The sequence below is a fragment of the Vibrio sp. 2304 genome (assembly GCF_033339475.1).
Taxonomy (GTDB): Bacteria; Pseudomonadota; Gammaproteobacteria; order Enterobacterales; family Vibrionaceae; genus Vibrio; species Vibrio alginolyticus.
In genome coordinates, this window is sequence record NZ_JAWOUQ010000009.1 from 107,723 (window position 1) to 122,320 (window position 14,598).

The window sequence follows — 14,598 nt, forward strand, 5'->3', positions numbered from 1 at the left end:
ATTAGCTATCTAGGCCTGTCACTAGATAAGCTTCAAGCAGTAATTGTGTAGGTAATGACCCCTGGGCGCTTATAAAAAGCCGTCAGAACCAACTGGTTTTGACGGCTTTTTATTCTATGACAGGTAGAGGCTTCAATTTTCAGCGCGATAGGTCTATGAAAACTTAAGTGAGATTCCAATCACGTCGCATGATCCCACTAGTGTCATTGGAAATAAATGAATTGTTTCTGATACATAGAACGTATTAACATGGTTGCACTGGGCCCATATGAGTAAATTCATTGAACATACAATTTGAGAGAGGGTTTAGTTTTAAAAAATAACAGTTAGTTGGAATCTAGGTTAAATGAAAATAAAACTATTTAAAAAGCTACAAGTTGTATTTCTTGTGGTGTTGTTTCTCTAGGTTGTCCAAGCGGAAGCATGATCTAAAACGCTTATTTTATTCAAATAAATGGAAAGAAATGAAAGTGGAATTAAAAAATAACTATTCAGAATCAGAAATAAACCAGCCACCATCGGTACTTCTTGTTACGTCTCTGTTGTGTCTGGCGTCCGTTTGTTGGGCTGCATTGCTGTTGGCCATTGAATATATTGTTGGGATAGAAATGAGTGGTACAGGCTTTCTTAGCACGTTAATCCCAGCCATGAGTGTTGGTTATTACTTCGGCTACAAGACTGGAGATGTAATGCCATCAAAAACAAGATGGTATGCTGTTTTACTGTGGACTTTAGCAAGTTTGGTAGTGTTCTCTCTTATCTTAATGTCGTTAGATATTTCTCCGTTTTATTTATTATCTGAGCTCGGTGGGGTAAGTATTTTTATTGCTATCATAATGCTAATAACGATTGGCATCGCCTACTTAATTTTAAAAAGTGGTGAGAAAATGGCGATTAGAGTGTTACTCAAAGCCGAGGAAAGTCAGTAGATAAAATACAACAAACGATTCAATTAGGATCATGACAAGACGCCAGCCATAATGTGCTGGCGTTTTAGTTTCCTGTTTGTAGGATTTTTTGTTTAAAAGGCAAACCCATTTATTGTGTTGTCGTTTGAGTTAATGGTTTATGCCTTGTGCGCAAGATAGCTTAGCAGGTTTATGTATCGAGAAACGTGTGTATAATTCGCCACGAATTACGATTTATAGATATGAAAGGTAAGTATGGCAGTCCTCGAAATTCTCTCCATTCCAGACCCAAGGCTTAAAGTAAAAGCAGAAAAAGTCACTGATGTATCGACAATACAAACGTTGATCGACGATATGCTAGAAACACTTTACGCAACGGGCAATGGTATCGGTTTAGCTTCAACCCAAGTGGGCAGAAAAGAGGCGGTTGTTGTCATCGATATCTCTGACGAACGCAATGATCCTTTAATCTTGGTTAACCCAGGAGTTGTGAGCGGAGAAAACAAAGCACTTGGTCAAGAAGGGTGCCTATCTGTTCCTGAGTACTACGCAGATGTAGAGCGTTACACGTCAGTTGTTGTTTCTGCACTAGACCGTGATGGCAACCCGATTACAATCGAGAGCGATGAGTTCTTGGCGATTGTGATGCAGCACGAAATTGATCACCTATCTGGTAACTTGTTCATTGATTACCTCTCACCATTAAAGCAAAAAATGGCGATGAAAAAAGTGAAGAAGTACGTAAAAGCGAAAGCTAAGTAATATGAGAGGAAGTAACCCTCCATGTCGAGTTACTTCCTTTTAAATCAAGAATAGGACGGTAGGGAGAGCGGTTTATCTCTGCTTTTGGGGGACATAACGCTTTACGACCTTCATAAGCTTCTGAAATGAAGAACAGTCCATATGTGACTCATGAGGGCAGGTGGCGACATGGTTGAGGCTGTCTCGCACCGCTTTCAAACGTTTTATTTGCTCATCAATCTCAAGTGCCTTTTTCGTTAGTAAGTCACGATCGATATATGGCTTTGAAACTTCTGATTGATTCAACATTTCTGCCATTTCGTTAAGCGATATTCCAGCGATACGCCCCAAACTAATTAAATTGAGTGTATTGAGTACCTCTGGTGAATATTGGCGTCTCAATCCATTCCTTCCTATCGAGCGAATTAACCCCAGCTGTTCGTAGTACCTGAGCGTTGAAGTCGGCAATCCTGATTTTCTAACCACTTCTGCAATATCCATATTATTCCCCATTGACTTCAAGTTGGCTTTAAGTTGTAGCATGCAACTAAGACCTTAACAAATCAAAAACTTGAGGAGAGAAAAATGCTGCTTTTAATGGGATTGCAAGCGGTGCTAATAGGGATTGGTGCCACTTTGATAATGGATTTATGGGCATGGTTACAAAGGAGAGTGTTTGGTATTCCTTCATTAAACTATGCGTTGGTTGCGCGCTGGGTTTTGTACATGCCCCAAGGAAAGCTTATGCATGCGCCAATTATGGCGTCAGAGGCGATGCCGGGAGAAAAGTCACTTGGCTGGTTTTTGCATTATGCCATCGGCGTTACTTTCGCTTTGGCTCACGTTACTGTTTTTGGTCATCATTGGTTGGTAGAGCCCAGTCTAATGCCCAGCTTAATTACAGGCGTGGTAACGTTGATCTTCCCATTTTTGGTCATTCAACCTTGTCTAGGATTTGGTTTTGCTGCGAGTAAAACCCCAACACCTTGGAAAGCCCGTTTTCTTAGCACATTGGCGCATTTGGGTTATGGTTTGGGTTTATTCATTGCCGGGTTTGCAATCAAAGTTACGAGCCAGTATTTTGCATAGATAAAATGAGCATCATGCAAACGAGTGGTTTTTATCTATGATGCTCAACTCTTGGTTGTTTTTTGCGCTTTGATCATAGTTGACCGATATGTCTAAAGTCTGTTGCATTTATCCAAGACGTAAAGTCGGCGGACATTTAACATTGCCTTAACGTCAGAATGGCAAGCGGTTTACCAAGAAAAACTAAAATTATCTGGTTTGACATAAAGAATATTAAGGGTTTCAGATGGCTTCAAAAGTGGCAGGGATATCAATACTGAGTTTATTGGCAGCGCCAGTTGCGATGGGAGAAACAGCCAGTGCTTATGATTTATGTTTGCTAGACAAAATAAAGCAAAGCAAAGGTGAAGAAACCATAAAGAGCATTCGCGCGCAGTGTGAGCTTGACACAGTAACCAGCACAGTGCCCGCTGATCCAGAAATTGAAGAGCCTGAAGAACTTCAGGAAAGTTTGGTCGACAAGCGTTTGGAATCAGAACGAGAAAACGCGTTCGAACCGTTTAGTCTGGTCGCGCATCGCGTTAACTATATTCTTCCGTTTACGTACAGTGATCGAGTAAATAAACGCGCGTATGCCGACACCAAATACGGCGATGAACTGCGTAAGGAAGAGGCGGAGTTCCAAATCAGTTTTAAAGTACCAATGAACTATGATGACTTGTTATTTGATGGCGATGGTCTGTTTTTTGGAATGACTCTTAAATCATTTTGGCAGGTATACACGGGTGCAGCATCTCGTCCATTCCGTGAAACCAATTATCGTCCAGAGCTTTTTTACTACACCCCAACAGACTGGAAACCACTTGATGGTTCGACTTGGTTAGGTTTTGGTATTGAACATGAGTCTAACGGTCAGAGACAGGAGCTATCGCGCAGTTGGAACCGTGTCTACGCCAACGTAACCTTTGCAAAAGACAATTTTGCGGTTTCTATCCAGCCTTGGTGGCGTATACCTGAAGATGAAAAGACATCGCCTAATGATCCCAAAGGTGATGATAACCCGGATATCGAAGACTATATGGGACACTTTGAGCTATCGAGTGCTTACAAGTGGAATGGTTACGAGTTTACCTTTTTAGGTCGCCAGAACTTTCAAACACATAAGGGTTTTGCAGAACTGGGTGTGTCATTTCCGATTTGGGGCAAAGTTCAGGGGTACGCACAATACTCAGCGGGTTATGGTAAGAGCTTGATCGACTATGATCATAATCAGCAGCGGATTGGTGTTGGTATTGCAATCAACGGTGTTTTGTAGTTTTTCGTAGATGGATAGAAATTAACACTGGCAATTGAAATTTCAATATTTAGAATGCGAGGCTGAAATTGATTTCTAACCTAGAGTGATTTTATGCTTCGTGATTACACCTTCGATTGTCTTGTAACTATGCCTCGCCATGAGCTGGAAGAGTTTAGTGCTCGTATGATCAGTAAAATGGTGCCAGAAGACGTGATGAATGAGCTGTTCACTTTTGATCAAGAAGAAGTGGATAGTGAAGACCGCATGTTGTCTGCACGTCTTGATGCAATGCTACGCATGACAGCAATCGCACTGAGTGAAATTCAACAAGCGTTTGATGACTCAGACAACGCAAAGCAAAATAGCGAGCGAATGACGCGATTGGTGCTTTGGCATTTCTACGCGATCTCATTCCGTTTGGAAGAGGCCATCACGCTAGAAACACACTGTGCTCTAGTGGAAAAACTAATCGAAAATGCACCTTCGGATGTTTTTGCGTGGGTAAAAACATTGACGGAGCTGCTGCACACTTACGCTGAAATCAACGCGAAAGAGAATCCTCAAGACTAAACACCTGTCGTTTATCGTTCAGTAAATTTGAAACAAGGCGAGCCATTTGGTTCGCCTTGTTTTTTCGCGTCAGATAAACCTTCGGGTTTGAAATAACAAACAAGCCTAGACTCAGATTTGTTCGTTCACTAGCGAACGGCGTGATTCCTTCTTACACTAAATCAAGGTGTTTGTTGCTAAACAAGCAAATGCATGACTAAGTCGTGTATTGTTTTCCACTTAAATGCGATAATTTATGTCGAAGAACCTTCTGGTTTTTAAATTGGAGCCGACTATTGAGCGTGTACGCTTTCCAGCTGAGCTTCAGCTATCTAAAGGAAGTGAACGATGGATCCGTTAACGCAAGGTTTATTGGGTGCAGCTTTGCCACTGGCGGTGAGCAACAAGCGAAACCTTGCAGTTGTTGGCGTGTTGGGCGTGGTCTCTGGGATGGCTCCGGATTTAGATGTGCTAATCCGTTCTTCAACTGATCCTTTGCTGTATTTGGAATACCATCGCCAATTTACTCACTCGCTCTTGTTTATCCCGTTTGGTAGTTTCATTTGTGCTTTGTTGTTGTATCCATTGTTCGCAAAAAAGCGAGGACTAAGCTTCCGGCAGAGTTGGTTTTACTGCGCGCTTGGTTATAGTACCCATGCGTTATTAGACGCATGCACCAGTTATGGCACACAGCTTCTATGGCCGATAAGCAACACGCGTTATGCTTGGAACACTATTTCGGTAATCGACCCCGCGTTCACACTCCCTATTTTAATATTGCTTTTGTTTGTTGCACTGAAGCGAAGCCCAAACTATGCCCGCATTGCATTTTTATGGTGCCTGGCTTACCTAAGTCTTGGAACGATACAACGAGATAGAGCAGAAGTAGCTGGTTGGGAAATCGTCAAAGAGCGACAACACAACGCTATACAATTAAAAGCCAAACCAAGTTTCAGCAATCTTTTGGTTTGGAAACTAATTTATGAAACGGAAGAGAGCTACTATGTAGATGCCGTAAGGGTGGGGCGTTCAATAAAAATTTACCCTGGCGAATCAACTCCAAAGTTAAATATAAAAGAGCAATTTCCGTGGCTAAACCCGCAATCGCAACAAGCAAGAGACATCGAACGTTTCCGTTGGTTTTCAAACGGTTTTGTAGCGACGGATCCGAATAATGAAATGCGAATTGTTGATATGCGTTATTCCATCGTACCAAACCAAATTAATGCGTTATGGGGCATCAATCTATCCCCAAAAGCCAGCGCAGACGCGCACGTTGAATACAGTGCTCATCGAGGAAGTACTGCAGAAGATCGCCAAGTTTTTTTCAACATGCTTACGGATTTTGAGTGATGGTTTTACTTTGGATGTCGATGCGGTTTCGTAATAACTATTACGCAGACTGAAAGTCCTTTACTAGGGTCGGCTTGCTAGCGAAGAAAATTTTGCCAAACAGGGACTTGTACTTCCAGCCAAGAGACAAAAGTCGTTTAGCTAAGTTCTTGTTTTCAATGATTGCAACCTCAACACCTTGGTAGTGGTATGGATTGCTTTTGATGTAGTCGATAAATGCAGTAAGCACGCCTTGCCCGCGAACGGAGGGTGCAAAGTTGACTGCTACAATAGAAAAGCGTTGGCTACCTGCTGGGCAACGGACTAAACAGTGCCCAAGAGGATGAGTAATAGTCTCAGAAAATTCAGGAAAAGGGCGAGACTCAAGCTCTTGAGAAAGCGCATCGTATCGCTGACATAGATAAGAAAATAGTTGTTTCGCTTCGCTGTTCATATCGGTGCCGCTTTTGTGTTGCTTGGTTTAAAGGCATTGATGTCTCAAATATTGTAACCATAGATAGCAACACAAAACGCGGTAAACTTTTTCAGTAATGATTTCCTATTTTTGAAACCTGAATTGTTACAAATGAAGCTAATTGGGTTTTATATGGTAGTTGTGAACGAGTGTTTCTAGTTGAAGGGAGAATACGCTGGTTACTGGAATTCCTTTGTTAAAAGACGAGCTGCTTGGTTTAATGCCGCTCGTTTAACTGCGAGTGGTATCTTTTGTATTTCGTCACCTTGTACAGCGACGATGGGACATGATGTGGGATCTTCTATCCTAGCTCTTCATGGTCTAAATTATCTCATTAACCACTCAGAGCTAGATTCTTAGTCTCGCCAAGGCTCGCTGGACTGACACAAAAACATCGTTAAACTCCTGTTATTAAATTATTTGGTCCGCCTTTGCTTACTTTTGAACGCTTAACTAGGCGTTACTCCAAGTGCTTAAATTGCAATGCCACAAGTCGCTGATACAACTCACAGCTTTGCATTAATGATTGGTGGTTACCAACATCGACTAACTCGCCATTGTCCAGCACCGCAATTTTATCCGCATGTTGGATAGTAGAAAGGCGATGAGCAATGATCAGCGTTGTGCGTCCTTTCATCAGTGCTTCAAGTGCTTGCTGAACGTGATGTTCACTTTCACTATCAAGGGCGCTGGTGGCTTCATCCAGCAGTAAGATTTTTGGATCTTTTAGAATCGCGCGAGCAATCGCAATGCGCTGCTTTTGACCGCCTGATAGCCTAACGCCGCGCTCACCTAAAAAGCTGTAATAGCCTTCGGGAAGCTTCTCAATAAACTCATGGGCATGGGCTTTTTTGGCGGCTTCGATGACTTGTTCATCTGTGGCTTCTGGATTGCCGTAACGAATATTGTGAAACACATCATGGCTAAACAGCGCTGGTTGTTGAGGTACGAGTGCCATTTGGCGTCGAAGCTCGTTTGGGTCGAACTGTCGAATGTCTTCGCCACCAAACAACACTTGCCCCTGTTGTGGGTCGTAAAAGCGTTGCAGCAGTTCGAATAGCGTTGTTTTACCTGCGCCAGAAGGGCCAACCAACGCCAATACTTTGCCTTGTTCAGCGGTTAAATTTAATCCTTTGACAGCAGGTTGATTTGGGCGAGAAGGGTAGTTGAAATTCAGCGACTTAAAGCTAACTTCAGCAGATATGTCTGAACGGACAGGCAAATGGTTGTTTGGTGCTTTAATATCGCTTTCTACTTGAAGGATCTCAATCAGTCGCTCGGTAGCGCCTGCGGCTCTTTGCAATTCGCCCATGACTTCGGAAATGGTTGCAGTCGATGAGGCAACCATAATGGCGTAAAACACAAACGCTGCTAGGTCACCCGCAGACATCTTTCCGTGAATCACATCGCTGCCGCCAACCCAAAGCATGCCCGCAATTGCGCTGAACACAATCACAATAACGCCAGAGATCAGGATCGCGCGTTGTTTTACTCTCTGTCTGCCCACTTCATACGCTTTTTCCACCTCGACAGCGAAAGCCGCTCGTTCGTACGGCTCTGAGCTAAAACTTTGCACGGTTTTAATATGTTCTATCGCTTCACCTGCGTAGCTGCCGACATCGGCCATTGAGTCCTGACTTTGGCGAGAGAGCGCACGCACGCGTCGTCCATAGAACAAAATCGGAACCAAAACCAAAGGCACAGAAGCAAGCACAATCAGCGTGAGCTTAACGTTGGTGGCAAACAACATTATGATGGCTCCAAAACACATCAAAGCGCTACGCATCGCCATCGAGAACGATGAACCAATAATGCTTTGCAGCAACGTGGTATCGGTAGTCAGGCGCGACATAATATCGCCGCTACTGTTGGTCTCAAAATAGCTCGGATGCAGCGTAATCACATGGTTGAACACCGCAAGGCGAATATCCGCACTGACGCGCTCACCTACGGAAGAGACAAGGTAAAAGCGAAAGAAGGTCCCAATGGCAATACACAATGTGACACCGACAATAAACTGAATCGCATTGGTAAGCTCTTGCAATGATTGCTGAGCAAAGCCTTGGTCGATAAGAATACGTACTCCATAGCCAACGGATAACGTCAAACTTGCCGTCGCGACAAGGGCAACCAAAGCCGCCGCAACCCGCCATTTATAAGGTGCAATAAAGGTGTTGAGTTTAAGAAGAATGCTGAGATTTTTGTTATTTTTTCGGCTCATGAGTGACTCACAAAGCGTTTTAGGTACCTGGCATAGTAAGCCAGTTTGGTTGGTGAGACCAGCGAACTGCCGCATTCAGATTAGGAAGTTCACTGGGATAGCCAATATTGCATCGAAAATCACTTAAACGTCTAAGAGACGAGAATCAGCTTTTAGCTAGGAGGGGGTTACGCACGGCTTTTGGCGAGTAGCAGGTCGACTTTTCCTTTGGCTGTTTTACTGACCGTTTGCATCAACTGAAAACTTGGTTTTTCGACGCCTGAGTTTTCTATCCCTTCGACCATTAAGAGCCAAAGCTTGGCTGTCATTTGCGCATCGGCTAGTGCTCGGTGGAAAACACCGTCGTTGTCGATATTTTTATAGCGAACAAGTTCACCTAGCTTATGTGATGGGGCTTCTTGAATGAGCCGTCTTGCCACTAGTAAGGAGCAAGCAAACTCACCCGAATAACCACAGTTGATTCGTTCAAGCTCCGCATCTAAAAATCGTTTATCGAAGGACGCGTTGTGAGCGATAAGGTTTTCGCCTGCAATGAACTCACTAAATGACGCCATTACCTCTTCGCAGCTTGGTGCCGATCGCAACATATTGTTGGTAATGCCGGTGTAGTTCTCAATGAAAGAACTCACTCTGAAACCGGGATTCATGAGTTGCTGAAAACTATCGACAACCTCGCCATTGACTAACTTTACTGCACCAATTTCTATTGCGCGATCACCTAAAGTAGGAGAGAGACCTGTGGTTTCAAAGTCGAGTACGACCACAGAGTTTGCTTGAGGCATAAAATTTTCCAGCTGAGTAATATTGCGCAAGAGTATTATCGAAAGCGACAGAAAAAGAAAGGCGAACACAATGGTGAATATCTGTCTATCTTTACTCCACAAAGTCAGTGTTCGTCGTCCACTGTTTATGGACAGGTACGTTCTGGCTTACCCATCGCGGCTTGTGCGGTAGCCTTATATTTCAAATGTTTTTCGGCTTTTCGATTCATTTCAATTAAGCATTAACTTTCGATACAACATACTGATTATAAATTGATTTTATAAATCAACTTCGGCATCATTCACGGCTTGATTTTGAGTATGAATATCATCACGGCAAAAAATTAGAACAACTTATAATGAGAGGCTAGGGAACGATGGAACCAATGAAGAATCATTATTTAGAGATACCTGAAGAAAGAAAATTGCGTATTTTTCGTGAAGAAGATGAAGATTTCTACAGCTTCTGGGAAAGAATGCTTGATGAAAAACAATCTTTTTATAAGCAACCTCTTAAAAGAATGAAAGGCGATGCTTGGGATTCGCTTGAGGCATTCTTCACCGCTTCCGAATTCGGACAACATCAGGCCTCGCCAGCTTACATAAAAAGGGCGCTTGAGTTACTGAATAACGTGTACTTGCTGGCCAATCATTCAGACCAAGTGGTTGAATTTTCCGTTGGGCACCGACACTTTTCGGAAGTGGGTAACCGTTCTGTTGCAGAAGGAACAATGGATGCTTGGTTGGATGAAATCTGTTTAGCAATGGCAGCGAGAGATTGGCGCTGCGTAGAGCTGATGACCATCATGGATGAGTCGTTAGTTTCTATAAAGACGCCGTTTAATGTTGCGCTAGTCGAGTTCGTTAACGGTGTATTTAGCAATTCATCAGCGTTACCTGAGTTATTGCAAACTGTGATGGAGAAATCTTCTCCGCAATACTTAGAATCAACCAGAGTGCCATATGTACACTCTTTGTTTATTCCATTTGTGAATGTGTTTGTTGCCATTATCGATGGCGATGAGGCACATTATCAAGAGGCACTGAGGGATGCGTTAGAGGCGCATTACCAGTTCTACATAAATGAAGATGTTCGCTATTCGCCAAAAGGGAATGTTTCTTTGAAACTGATTGGTCTTGCTGCATTGGCATACGATAAGTATGGCTGGACAATTCCAGAAACCGCATATTTGCCAAAGTGGCTCGTTTACGGTGAGCATGATCTCTGTTCTAAATAAATCATTAGTAGAACACCTTATGTAGTGTCTGCGGCAATGCCGTTCGATGAAAGGTTGGCGCAGCTGCGGGCTCTGTTTGAGCGAACAAAACAAATCTACAAGATCATTGAAGAGTTCCCACCTTTGGCGGTAAGACTAATCCAGCCTCAAGCAAACATGTTGCACCTTATCCTGCCATTTAGCTGTGAAGAGTTGAAAGAACTCCAATACACGTTTGCCACGGAAAAGGGCATTTGGTTTGGTAACCCGTAAGTCACGGCACATCCAAATCAATCGATTGTTGAATGGTATGTTGGTGACTACCTGCTCAATCTTGGTGATGACGAATTAAGGTCGTTTTTCAATCAGTTACTCGGTAAGAAGGCATAAACTTATCAATATGCGAGCTTACTAACACGCCATACGTGACACTTCATGTATTCTTAATTGAAGCGAAGAAGAGGATTTATCAATGTCAAAAAGCTCCAAGCTTCACAATGAAGACAAACTGGTTAAGAAGGCACTAGAGATTGGTGGGAAGATGGCGAAGCTACAAGGCTTTGACCTTCCTCAGTCACCACAGCCTCTAAGAGTAAAAGCGATTTACCTATTCTTGGTCGATGCCAAACAGATCACGCCACTACCGGAAAGCAAGCTAGATGGCGCAAGCATCAAACACCGGCTGGCAGTATGGATACACAGTGCGTTGCCAGACAACGACCCTCTAAAGTAAAAACCTCAAGAAGTTACATAGGTCATTAATTCACAAGGCGAGCCAAATGGTTCGCCTTGTTTGATCTTGGCAAGTGCACCGAGGTCTTTTTGCGTGGCGGTATCATTGATTTACAAAACAGAATCAAAAGGACTAAAGATAAATCCCGAGAAGCGCTACAATGCAGGCGTTGCGAGAGTGCAACTAAGATTACTCATTTACAGAAGCCTTGAAGTAACCATACATGTCTAAAGATTTCGAATTCACTACAGAATACACACTCGACAAACCTTTCTTTGCTGAGTGTTATGATCAAACTAGCCAGCCAACGAAGTTCCCACAAGCGTACCTAAAAGGGATATTGTTTCTTGTCTTTGGTGTGGTTTTATTGGAGTTTGAACTGCTACCAAACGGTTATGTCGGTTGGTTCTTTATCGTATTGAGTGTGATTGAAGCGTGCAGCGTTTACTTCAAAAGAACTTGGTGGCTGTGGCGTCAAACCATCAGCTCAAGTCGCGGCAGTAAAGTGGTGTTTGAAGTGAATGCAGATGGCGTACGCTACAAAAGCGGTAAAGTTGACCGCAGCCTCGCTTGGAATGATATCGACCAACTCGAACAAACTGATTTGGGCTTTATCCTTCACCTTGGTAAACAACGCCAATACATCAGCAAATCTTGCTTAAGCGAAGAAGTGATCGCGTTTATGGTAGAGCGGCACGCGGCATCAAAAGCGAGCTAACCAACTCACATCAAGCTGGAATGAGCGATCGAAAAAGTAGGTGATATATGATCGAACATTGTAACAAGTATATGGTCGATTCTGAATCAATGGGGTTTGATGTAGAAAGCTAATAAGGTTTAGAGGTTTCTCTTTCGGGCATACTGCTTCGGTGTCATGCGCGCAATCTGCTTACACTCTCTAGTCATGTGTGCTTGATCGGAAAAACCTTGCTCCAGCGCCAACTCCGATAAAGTAAGATCGGGTTGCGCTCGGAGTTGCTCTAAAGTGTGCTTCACTCGTTTAATGCGTTGGTAATGTTTAGGAGTAATCCCCAACCATTTCTGAAAATTGCGCTCTCTCTGGCGCTGACTGATGGTCCCTGTAGGTTGGTCAATAATGTGGCCGACATACTGCGGTTCATATTCCTCAATCAGTGTTTGAACCCAGCGATATAACGTAGAAATCCTTGCATATGGCGAACGAGCTATTTGCAGAGACTCAAATGTTGCTAGTGCAGAAGAAGCCAAAGGGTGGTCGTCTTGAATCCGCAATAGCTGTTCTAGACGTTTACCAAATAGTTGATAACCAACAGCAGGATGAAAGCGTACGCCAGTCATCACCGCGCCTGGCGGTAGGCAGACCTGATGTGCCAGAATGCTTATAGGCAGTAGGACAACCCCCGGCGTCTGCCACTCACCATCCATTTGTACTTCATTCTGTAAAATGAATACCACACCTGTACCAGCATCACTGAGTAATTGTTTACGTACAGTTTGCGTCGTATCAGGTTTGACGGATGCTGACCAAATGGCTTGAACATAGCCAGCTAAAGCCTTTTGAGGTTTTAAAATATCAAATTCTAAGTTCAAATGAATCATCCTATTTAACCTCAACTTAAATGAGAAAGTGATACACATGTACTTTTCATCCTATTAAGTTGAGGTATAAGCAGTGGCTTACAAGTAAGAACCGTCAAATAGAATTATCGAGGTTTATAGACTCCAACCTTTGGCTTAAATGCCTTAACTATTCGGTTCCAACTATTGATCGCGTTGATCGCAATTGTTAGGTTGACCATAGCTTCTTCTCCAAAGGTATTCAAGGTCAGCTGATAGGTATCATCATCTACTGGTAGGCCAGCAGTTAGTAATTCAGCCCAGCCAAGCGCAACGTGTTCTGCATCGCTGTAGAATGGCATATCTTTCCATGCACTAAGCCCCCATATGCGTTCCGGCTTTTCACCTAACTTAAGCGCATCTTTACTATGCATGTCGATACAAAATGCACATTGATTGATTTGCGATATGCGTAACTTAACCAGTTCCCATATGATCATGTTCATGGTTTCTGATTGGCTAAATTGTTCATGGAAGTAAGCTTCCTGAGCGTATAGGATTTCTATTGCCTTTGGCGCTACTTCAATATAGTTGAGTCGTTTCTTCATGGTCATTCTCCTTTGTTTTTTACATAGTAAAAAACGCTCTTAGCAAAAGATTGAAGATTTTCGACATGCACTCAATAAAGTTAGATAAAAGAGTGAACGACGAAAGCGAAAAAATGTACCTATTGGAAACCAAGAAAACTTATGCCAATTAACAAAGTATTGCTCTAAATAATGCGACTTAAGGTTGGCGTCTATTTTTACTCCACCACCTTCCGTAAACGAGCAAAAGGTGCTGAGTTACCTATATACACACCAGCCGCAACGATAAAGACGCCTAAAACATTTTCCCATTGAGCCTGATCACCAGAAATGAACGAAATCAGTAGAGTGAATACCGGCATAATATTAAATAATGGAGACATTTTATCTGGACCAAGAACGATAGCGCCTTTCATCCAAAAGTAATAAGCAATCAAAGTTCCAAACAGGCTCATGTAAGCTATTAATGCTAGGTCTTTAAATGTTATGGCATTTAAGCTACGGCTAAAGTCGCCGTGGTACATCGCTATAGCGACCATTTGAATGGCACCAATACTTAACACCCAACGTAACTGCTGAGTTACTGGGATATGAGATGTTAAACGCTTCGCTAGAATTGTGTATAAACACCCACTAATTAAAGCAAATAACATGTATAGATCACCAATATTACTATTGCTGCTAATAGAATGAATATTTCCCCCTGTAATGACGATTACCACTCCACAAAAACTGATTAGTGCACCTAAAATAGTTTTAACCGAAATGGAAGTTTTGAGAATAAAGCCCGACAACAAGATAGTGACAAGTGGTAGGTTTGCCTGAACAACCGCTGCGTTCACTGGGGTAGTAAAGCTCATTGCAGAGAAAATAGAGAAGTTTTGGATAGTTACACCCACGGTTGCTATAACAAACAACGACAACATACTTTTTCGTGTGAGCTTGGCTCCATATGGAGAGCGTTTAGTACCTCTTATCAACAAGAGTATTAAAGCTGCAACGGAAAACCGTAACGTCGCTGAATCCAAAGGAGAGACATCGCTATTAATAGCCTTTATTACGTTAAAGTTACTAGACCAAAAAAAGATAGCGACAACAACACCGCACCAAATTGATAAATGCTTAGACATAGATCTTCCTGATAAAAATTAACTTGGCGCGATAATGCTATATATTTCATATTTGAATTTTAATAGCCAAATTTAAGAGGGT

At 42.7% G+C, this 14,598-nt stretch carries 16 protein-coding genes and 1 pseudogene; 10 read left to right on the forward strand and 7 right to left on the reverse strand.

Annotated features, from left to right (window positions below; translation table 11 throughout):
* Nucleotides 1-464: 464 nt before the first annotated feature.
* Together R7P64_RS17365 and def are read left to right on the forward strand one after the other, a co-directional pair.
* A complete protein-coding gene (locus R7P64_RS17365) occupies nucleotides 465-929 on the forward strand; it encodes an ABZJ_00895 family protein (protein WP_318118991.1) in 465 nt (154 codons plus the stop codon).
* Nucleotides 930-1,163: 234 nt separating this feature from the next.
* The gene (gene def / locus R7P64_RS17370) at nucleotides 1,164-1,670 is read left to right on the forward strand and encodes a peptide deformylase (RefSeq protein ID WP_318118992.1); all 507 of its coding nucleotides are present in this window, start codon (nucleotides 1,164-1,166) and stop codon (nucleotides 1,668-1,670) included.
* A 72-nt stretch (nucleotides 1,671-1,742) separates the two neighbouring features.
* On the opposite strand, the gene R7P64_RS17375 is transcribed toward def, so the two are convergent.
* Nucleotides 1,743-2,150 (reverse strand): helix-turn-helix domain-containing protein, encoded by a 408-nt coding sequence (locus R7P64_RS17375; protein ID WP_031778925.1) that lies wholly within the window; start codon nucleotides 2,148-2,150, stop codon nucleotides 1,743-1,745.
* Nucleotides 2,151-2,234: 84 nt separating this feature from the next.
* On the opposite strand from R7P64_RS17375, the gene R7P64_RS17380 reads away from it, so the two are divergent.
* From R7P64_RS17380 to R7P64_RS17395, 4 genes are all read left to right on the forward strand, one after another.
* A complete protein-coding gene (locus R7P64_RS17380) occupies nucleotides 2,235-2,738 on the forward strand; it encodes a DUF2938 domain-containing protein (protein WP_005376471.1) in 504 nt (167 codons plus the stop codon).
* 226 nt (nucleotides 2,739-2,964) lie between these two features.
* Entirely contained in the window at nucleotides 2,965-3,993 is a 1,029-nt protein-coding gene (locus tag R7P64_RS17385; RefSeq protein ID WP_005376466.1) for a phospholipase A, read from the forward strand.
* 93 nt (nucleotides 3,994-4,086) lie between these two features.
* Nucleotides 4,087-4,545: a hypothetical protein gene (locus R7P64_RS17390; RefSeq protein WP_005388759.1), complete on the forward strand. Its 459-nt coding sequence runs from the start codon at nucleotides 4,087-4,089 to the stop codon at nucleotides 4,543-4,545.
* Between the two features lie 327 nt (nucleotides 4,546-4,872).
* Nucleotides 4,873-5,877 (forward strand): metal-dependent hydrolase, encoded by a 1,005-nt coding sequence (locus R7P64_RS17395; RefSeq protein WP_318118993.1) that lies wholly within the window; start codon nucleotides 4,873-4,875, stop codon nucleotides 5,875-5,877.
* 40 nt (nucleotides 5,878-5,917) lie between these two features.
* Here the strand turns inward: R7P64_RS17395 and R7P64_RS17400 are convergent, their stop codons facing one another.
* The 3 genes from R7P64_RS17400 to R7P64_RS17410 form a co-directional block, all read right to left on the reverse strand.
* Nucleotides 5,918-6,310, reverse strand: coding sequence for a hypothetical protein (locus R7P64_RS17400; RefSeq protein ID WP_005376463.1), 393 nt, complete (start codon nucleotides 6,308-6,310; stop codon nucleotides 5,918-5,920).
* Between the two features lie 481 nt (nucleotides 6,311-6,791).
* Nucleotides 6,792-8,552 (reverse strand): ABC transporter ATP-binding protein/permease, encoded by a 1,761-nt coding sequence (locus R7P64_RS17405; protein ID WP_318123757.1) that lies wholly within the window; start codon nucleotides 8,550-8,552, stop codon nucleotides 6,792-6,794.
* 167 nt (nucleotides 8,553-8,719) lie between these two features.
* A complete protein-coding gene (locus R7P64_RS17410; protein ID WP_005376459.1) occupies nucleotides 8,720-9,334 on the reverse strand; it encodes a PolC-type DNA polymerase III in 615 nt (204 codons plus the stop codon).
* Between the two features lie 356 nt (nucleotides 9,335-9,690).
* Between R7P64_RS17410 and R7P64_RS17415 the strand changes: the two genes are divergently transcribed.
* From R7P64_RS17415 to R7P64_RS17430, 4 genes and pseudogenes are all read left to right on the forward strand, one after another.
* Entirely contained in the window at nucleotides 9,691-10,551 is an 861-nt protein-coding gene (locus R7P64_RS17415; protein ID WP_213962485.1) for an immunity 49 family protein, read from the forward strand.
* Nucleotides 10,552-10,920 (forward strand): annotated as a pseudogene (locus tag R7P64_RS17420) (threonine aldolase); the annotation flags it as partial.
* Nucleotides 10,921-11,002: 82 nt separating this feature from the next.
* The gene (locus R7P64_RS17425) at nucleotides 11,003-11,263 is read left to right on the forward strand and encodes a DUF5062 family protein (RefSeq protein WP_005376453.1); all 261 of its coding nucleotides are present in this window, start codon (nucleotides 11,003-11,005) and stop codon (nucleotides 11,261-11,263) included.
* Between the two features lie 223 nt (nucleotides 11,264-11,486).
* Nucleotides 11,487-11,981, forward strand: coding sequence for a YcxB family protein (locus R7P64_RS17430; protein ID WP_017634202.1), 495 nt, complete (start codon nucleotides 11,487-11,489; stop codon nucleotides 11,979-11,981).
* Between the two features lie 119 nt (nucleotides 11,982-12,100).
* Here the strand turns inward: R7P64_RS17430 and R7P64_RS17435 are convergent, their stop codons facing one another.
* The 3 genes from R7P64_RS17435 to R7P64_RS17445 form a co-directional block, all read right to left on the reverse strand.
* Nucleotides 12,101-12,841 (reverse strand): helix-turn-helix domain-containing protein, encoded by a 741-nt coding sequence (locus R7P64_RS17435; RefSeq protein ID WP_017634201.1) that lies wholly within the window; start codon nucleotides 12,839-12,841, stop codon nucleotides 12,101-12,103.
* 104 nt (nucleotides 12,842-12,945) lie between these two features.
* Nucleotides 12,946-13,407, reverse strand: a complete 462-nt coding sequence (locus R7P64_RS17440; protein ID WP_005376442.1) for a carboxymuconolactone decarboxylase family protein — start codon at nucleotides 13,405-13,407, stop codon at nucleotides 12,946-12,948.
* A gap of 197 nt (nucleotides 13,408-13,604) precedes the next feature.
* Complete coding sequence (locus tag R7P64_RS17445) at nucleotides 13,605-14,516, reverse strand: DMT family transporter (protein WP_025998579.1); 912 nt, start codon at nucleotides 14,514-14,516, stop codon at nucleotides 13,605-13,607.
* Nucleotides 14,517-14,598: the final 82 nt, after the last annotated feature.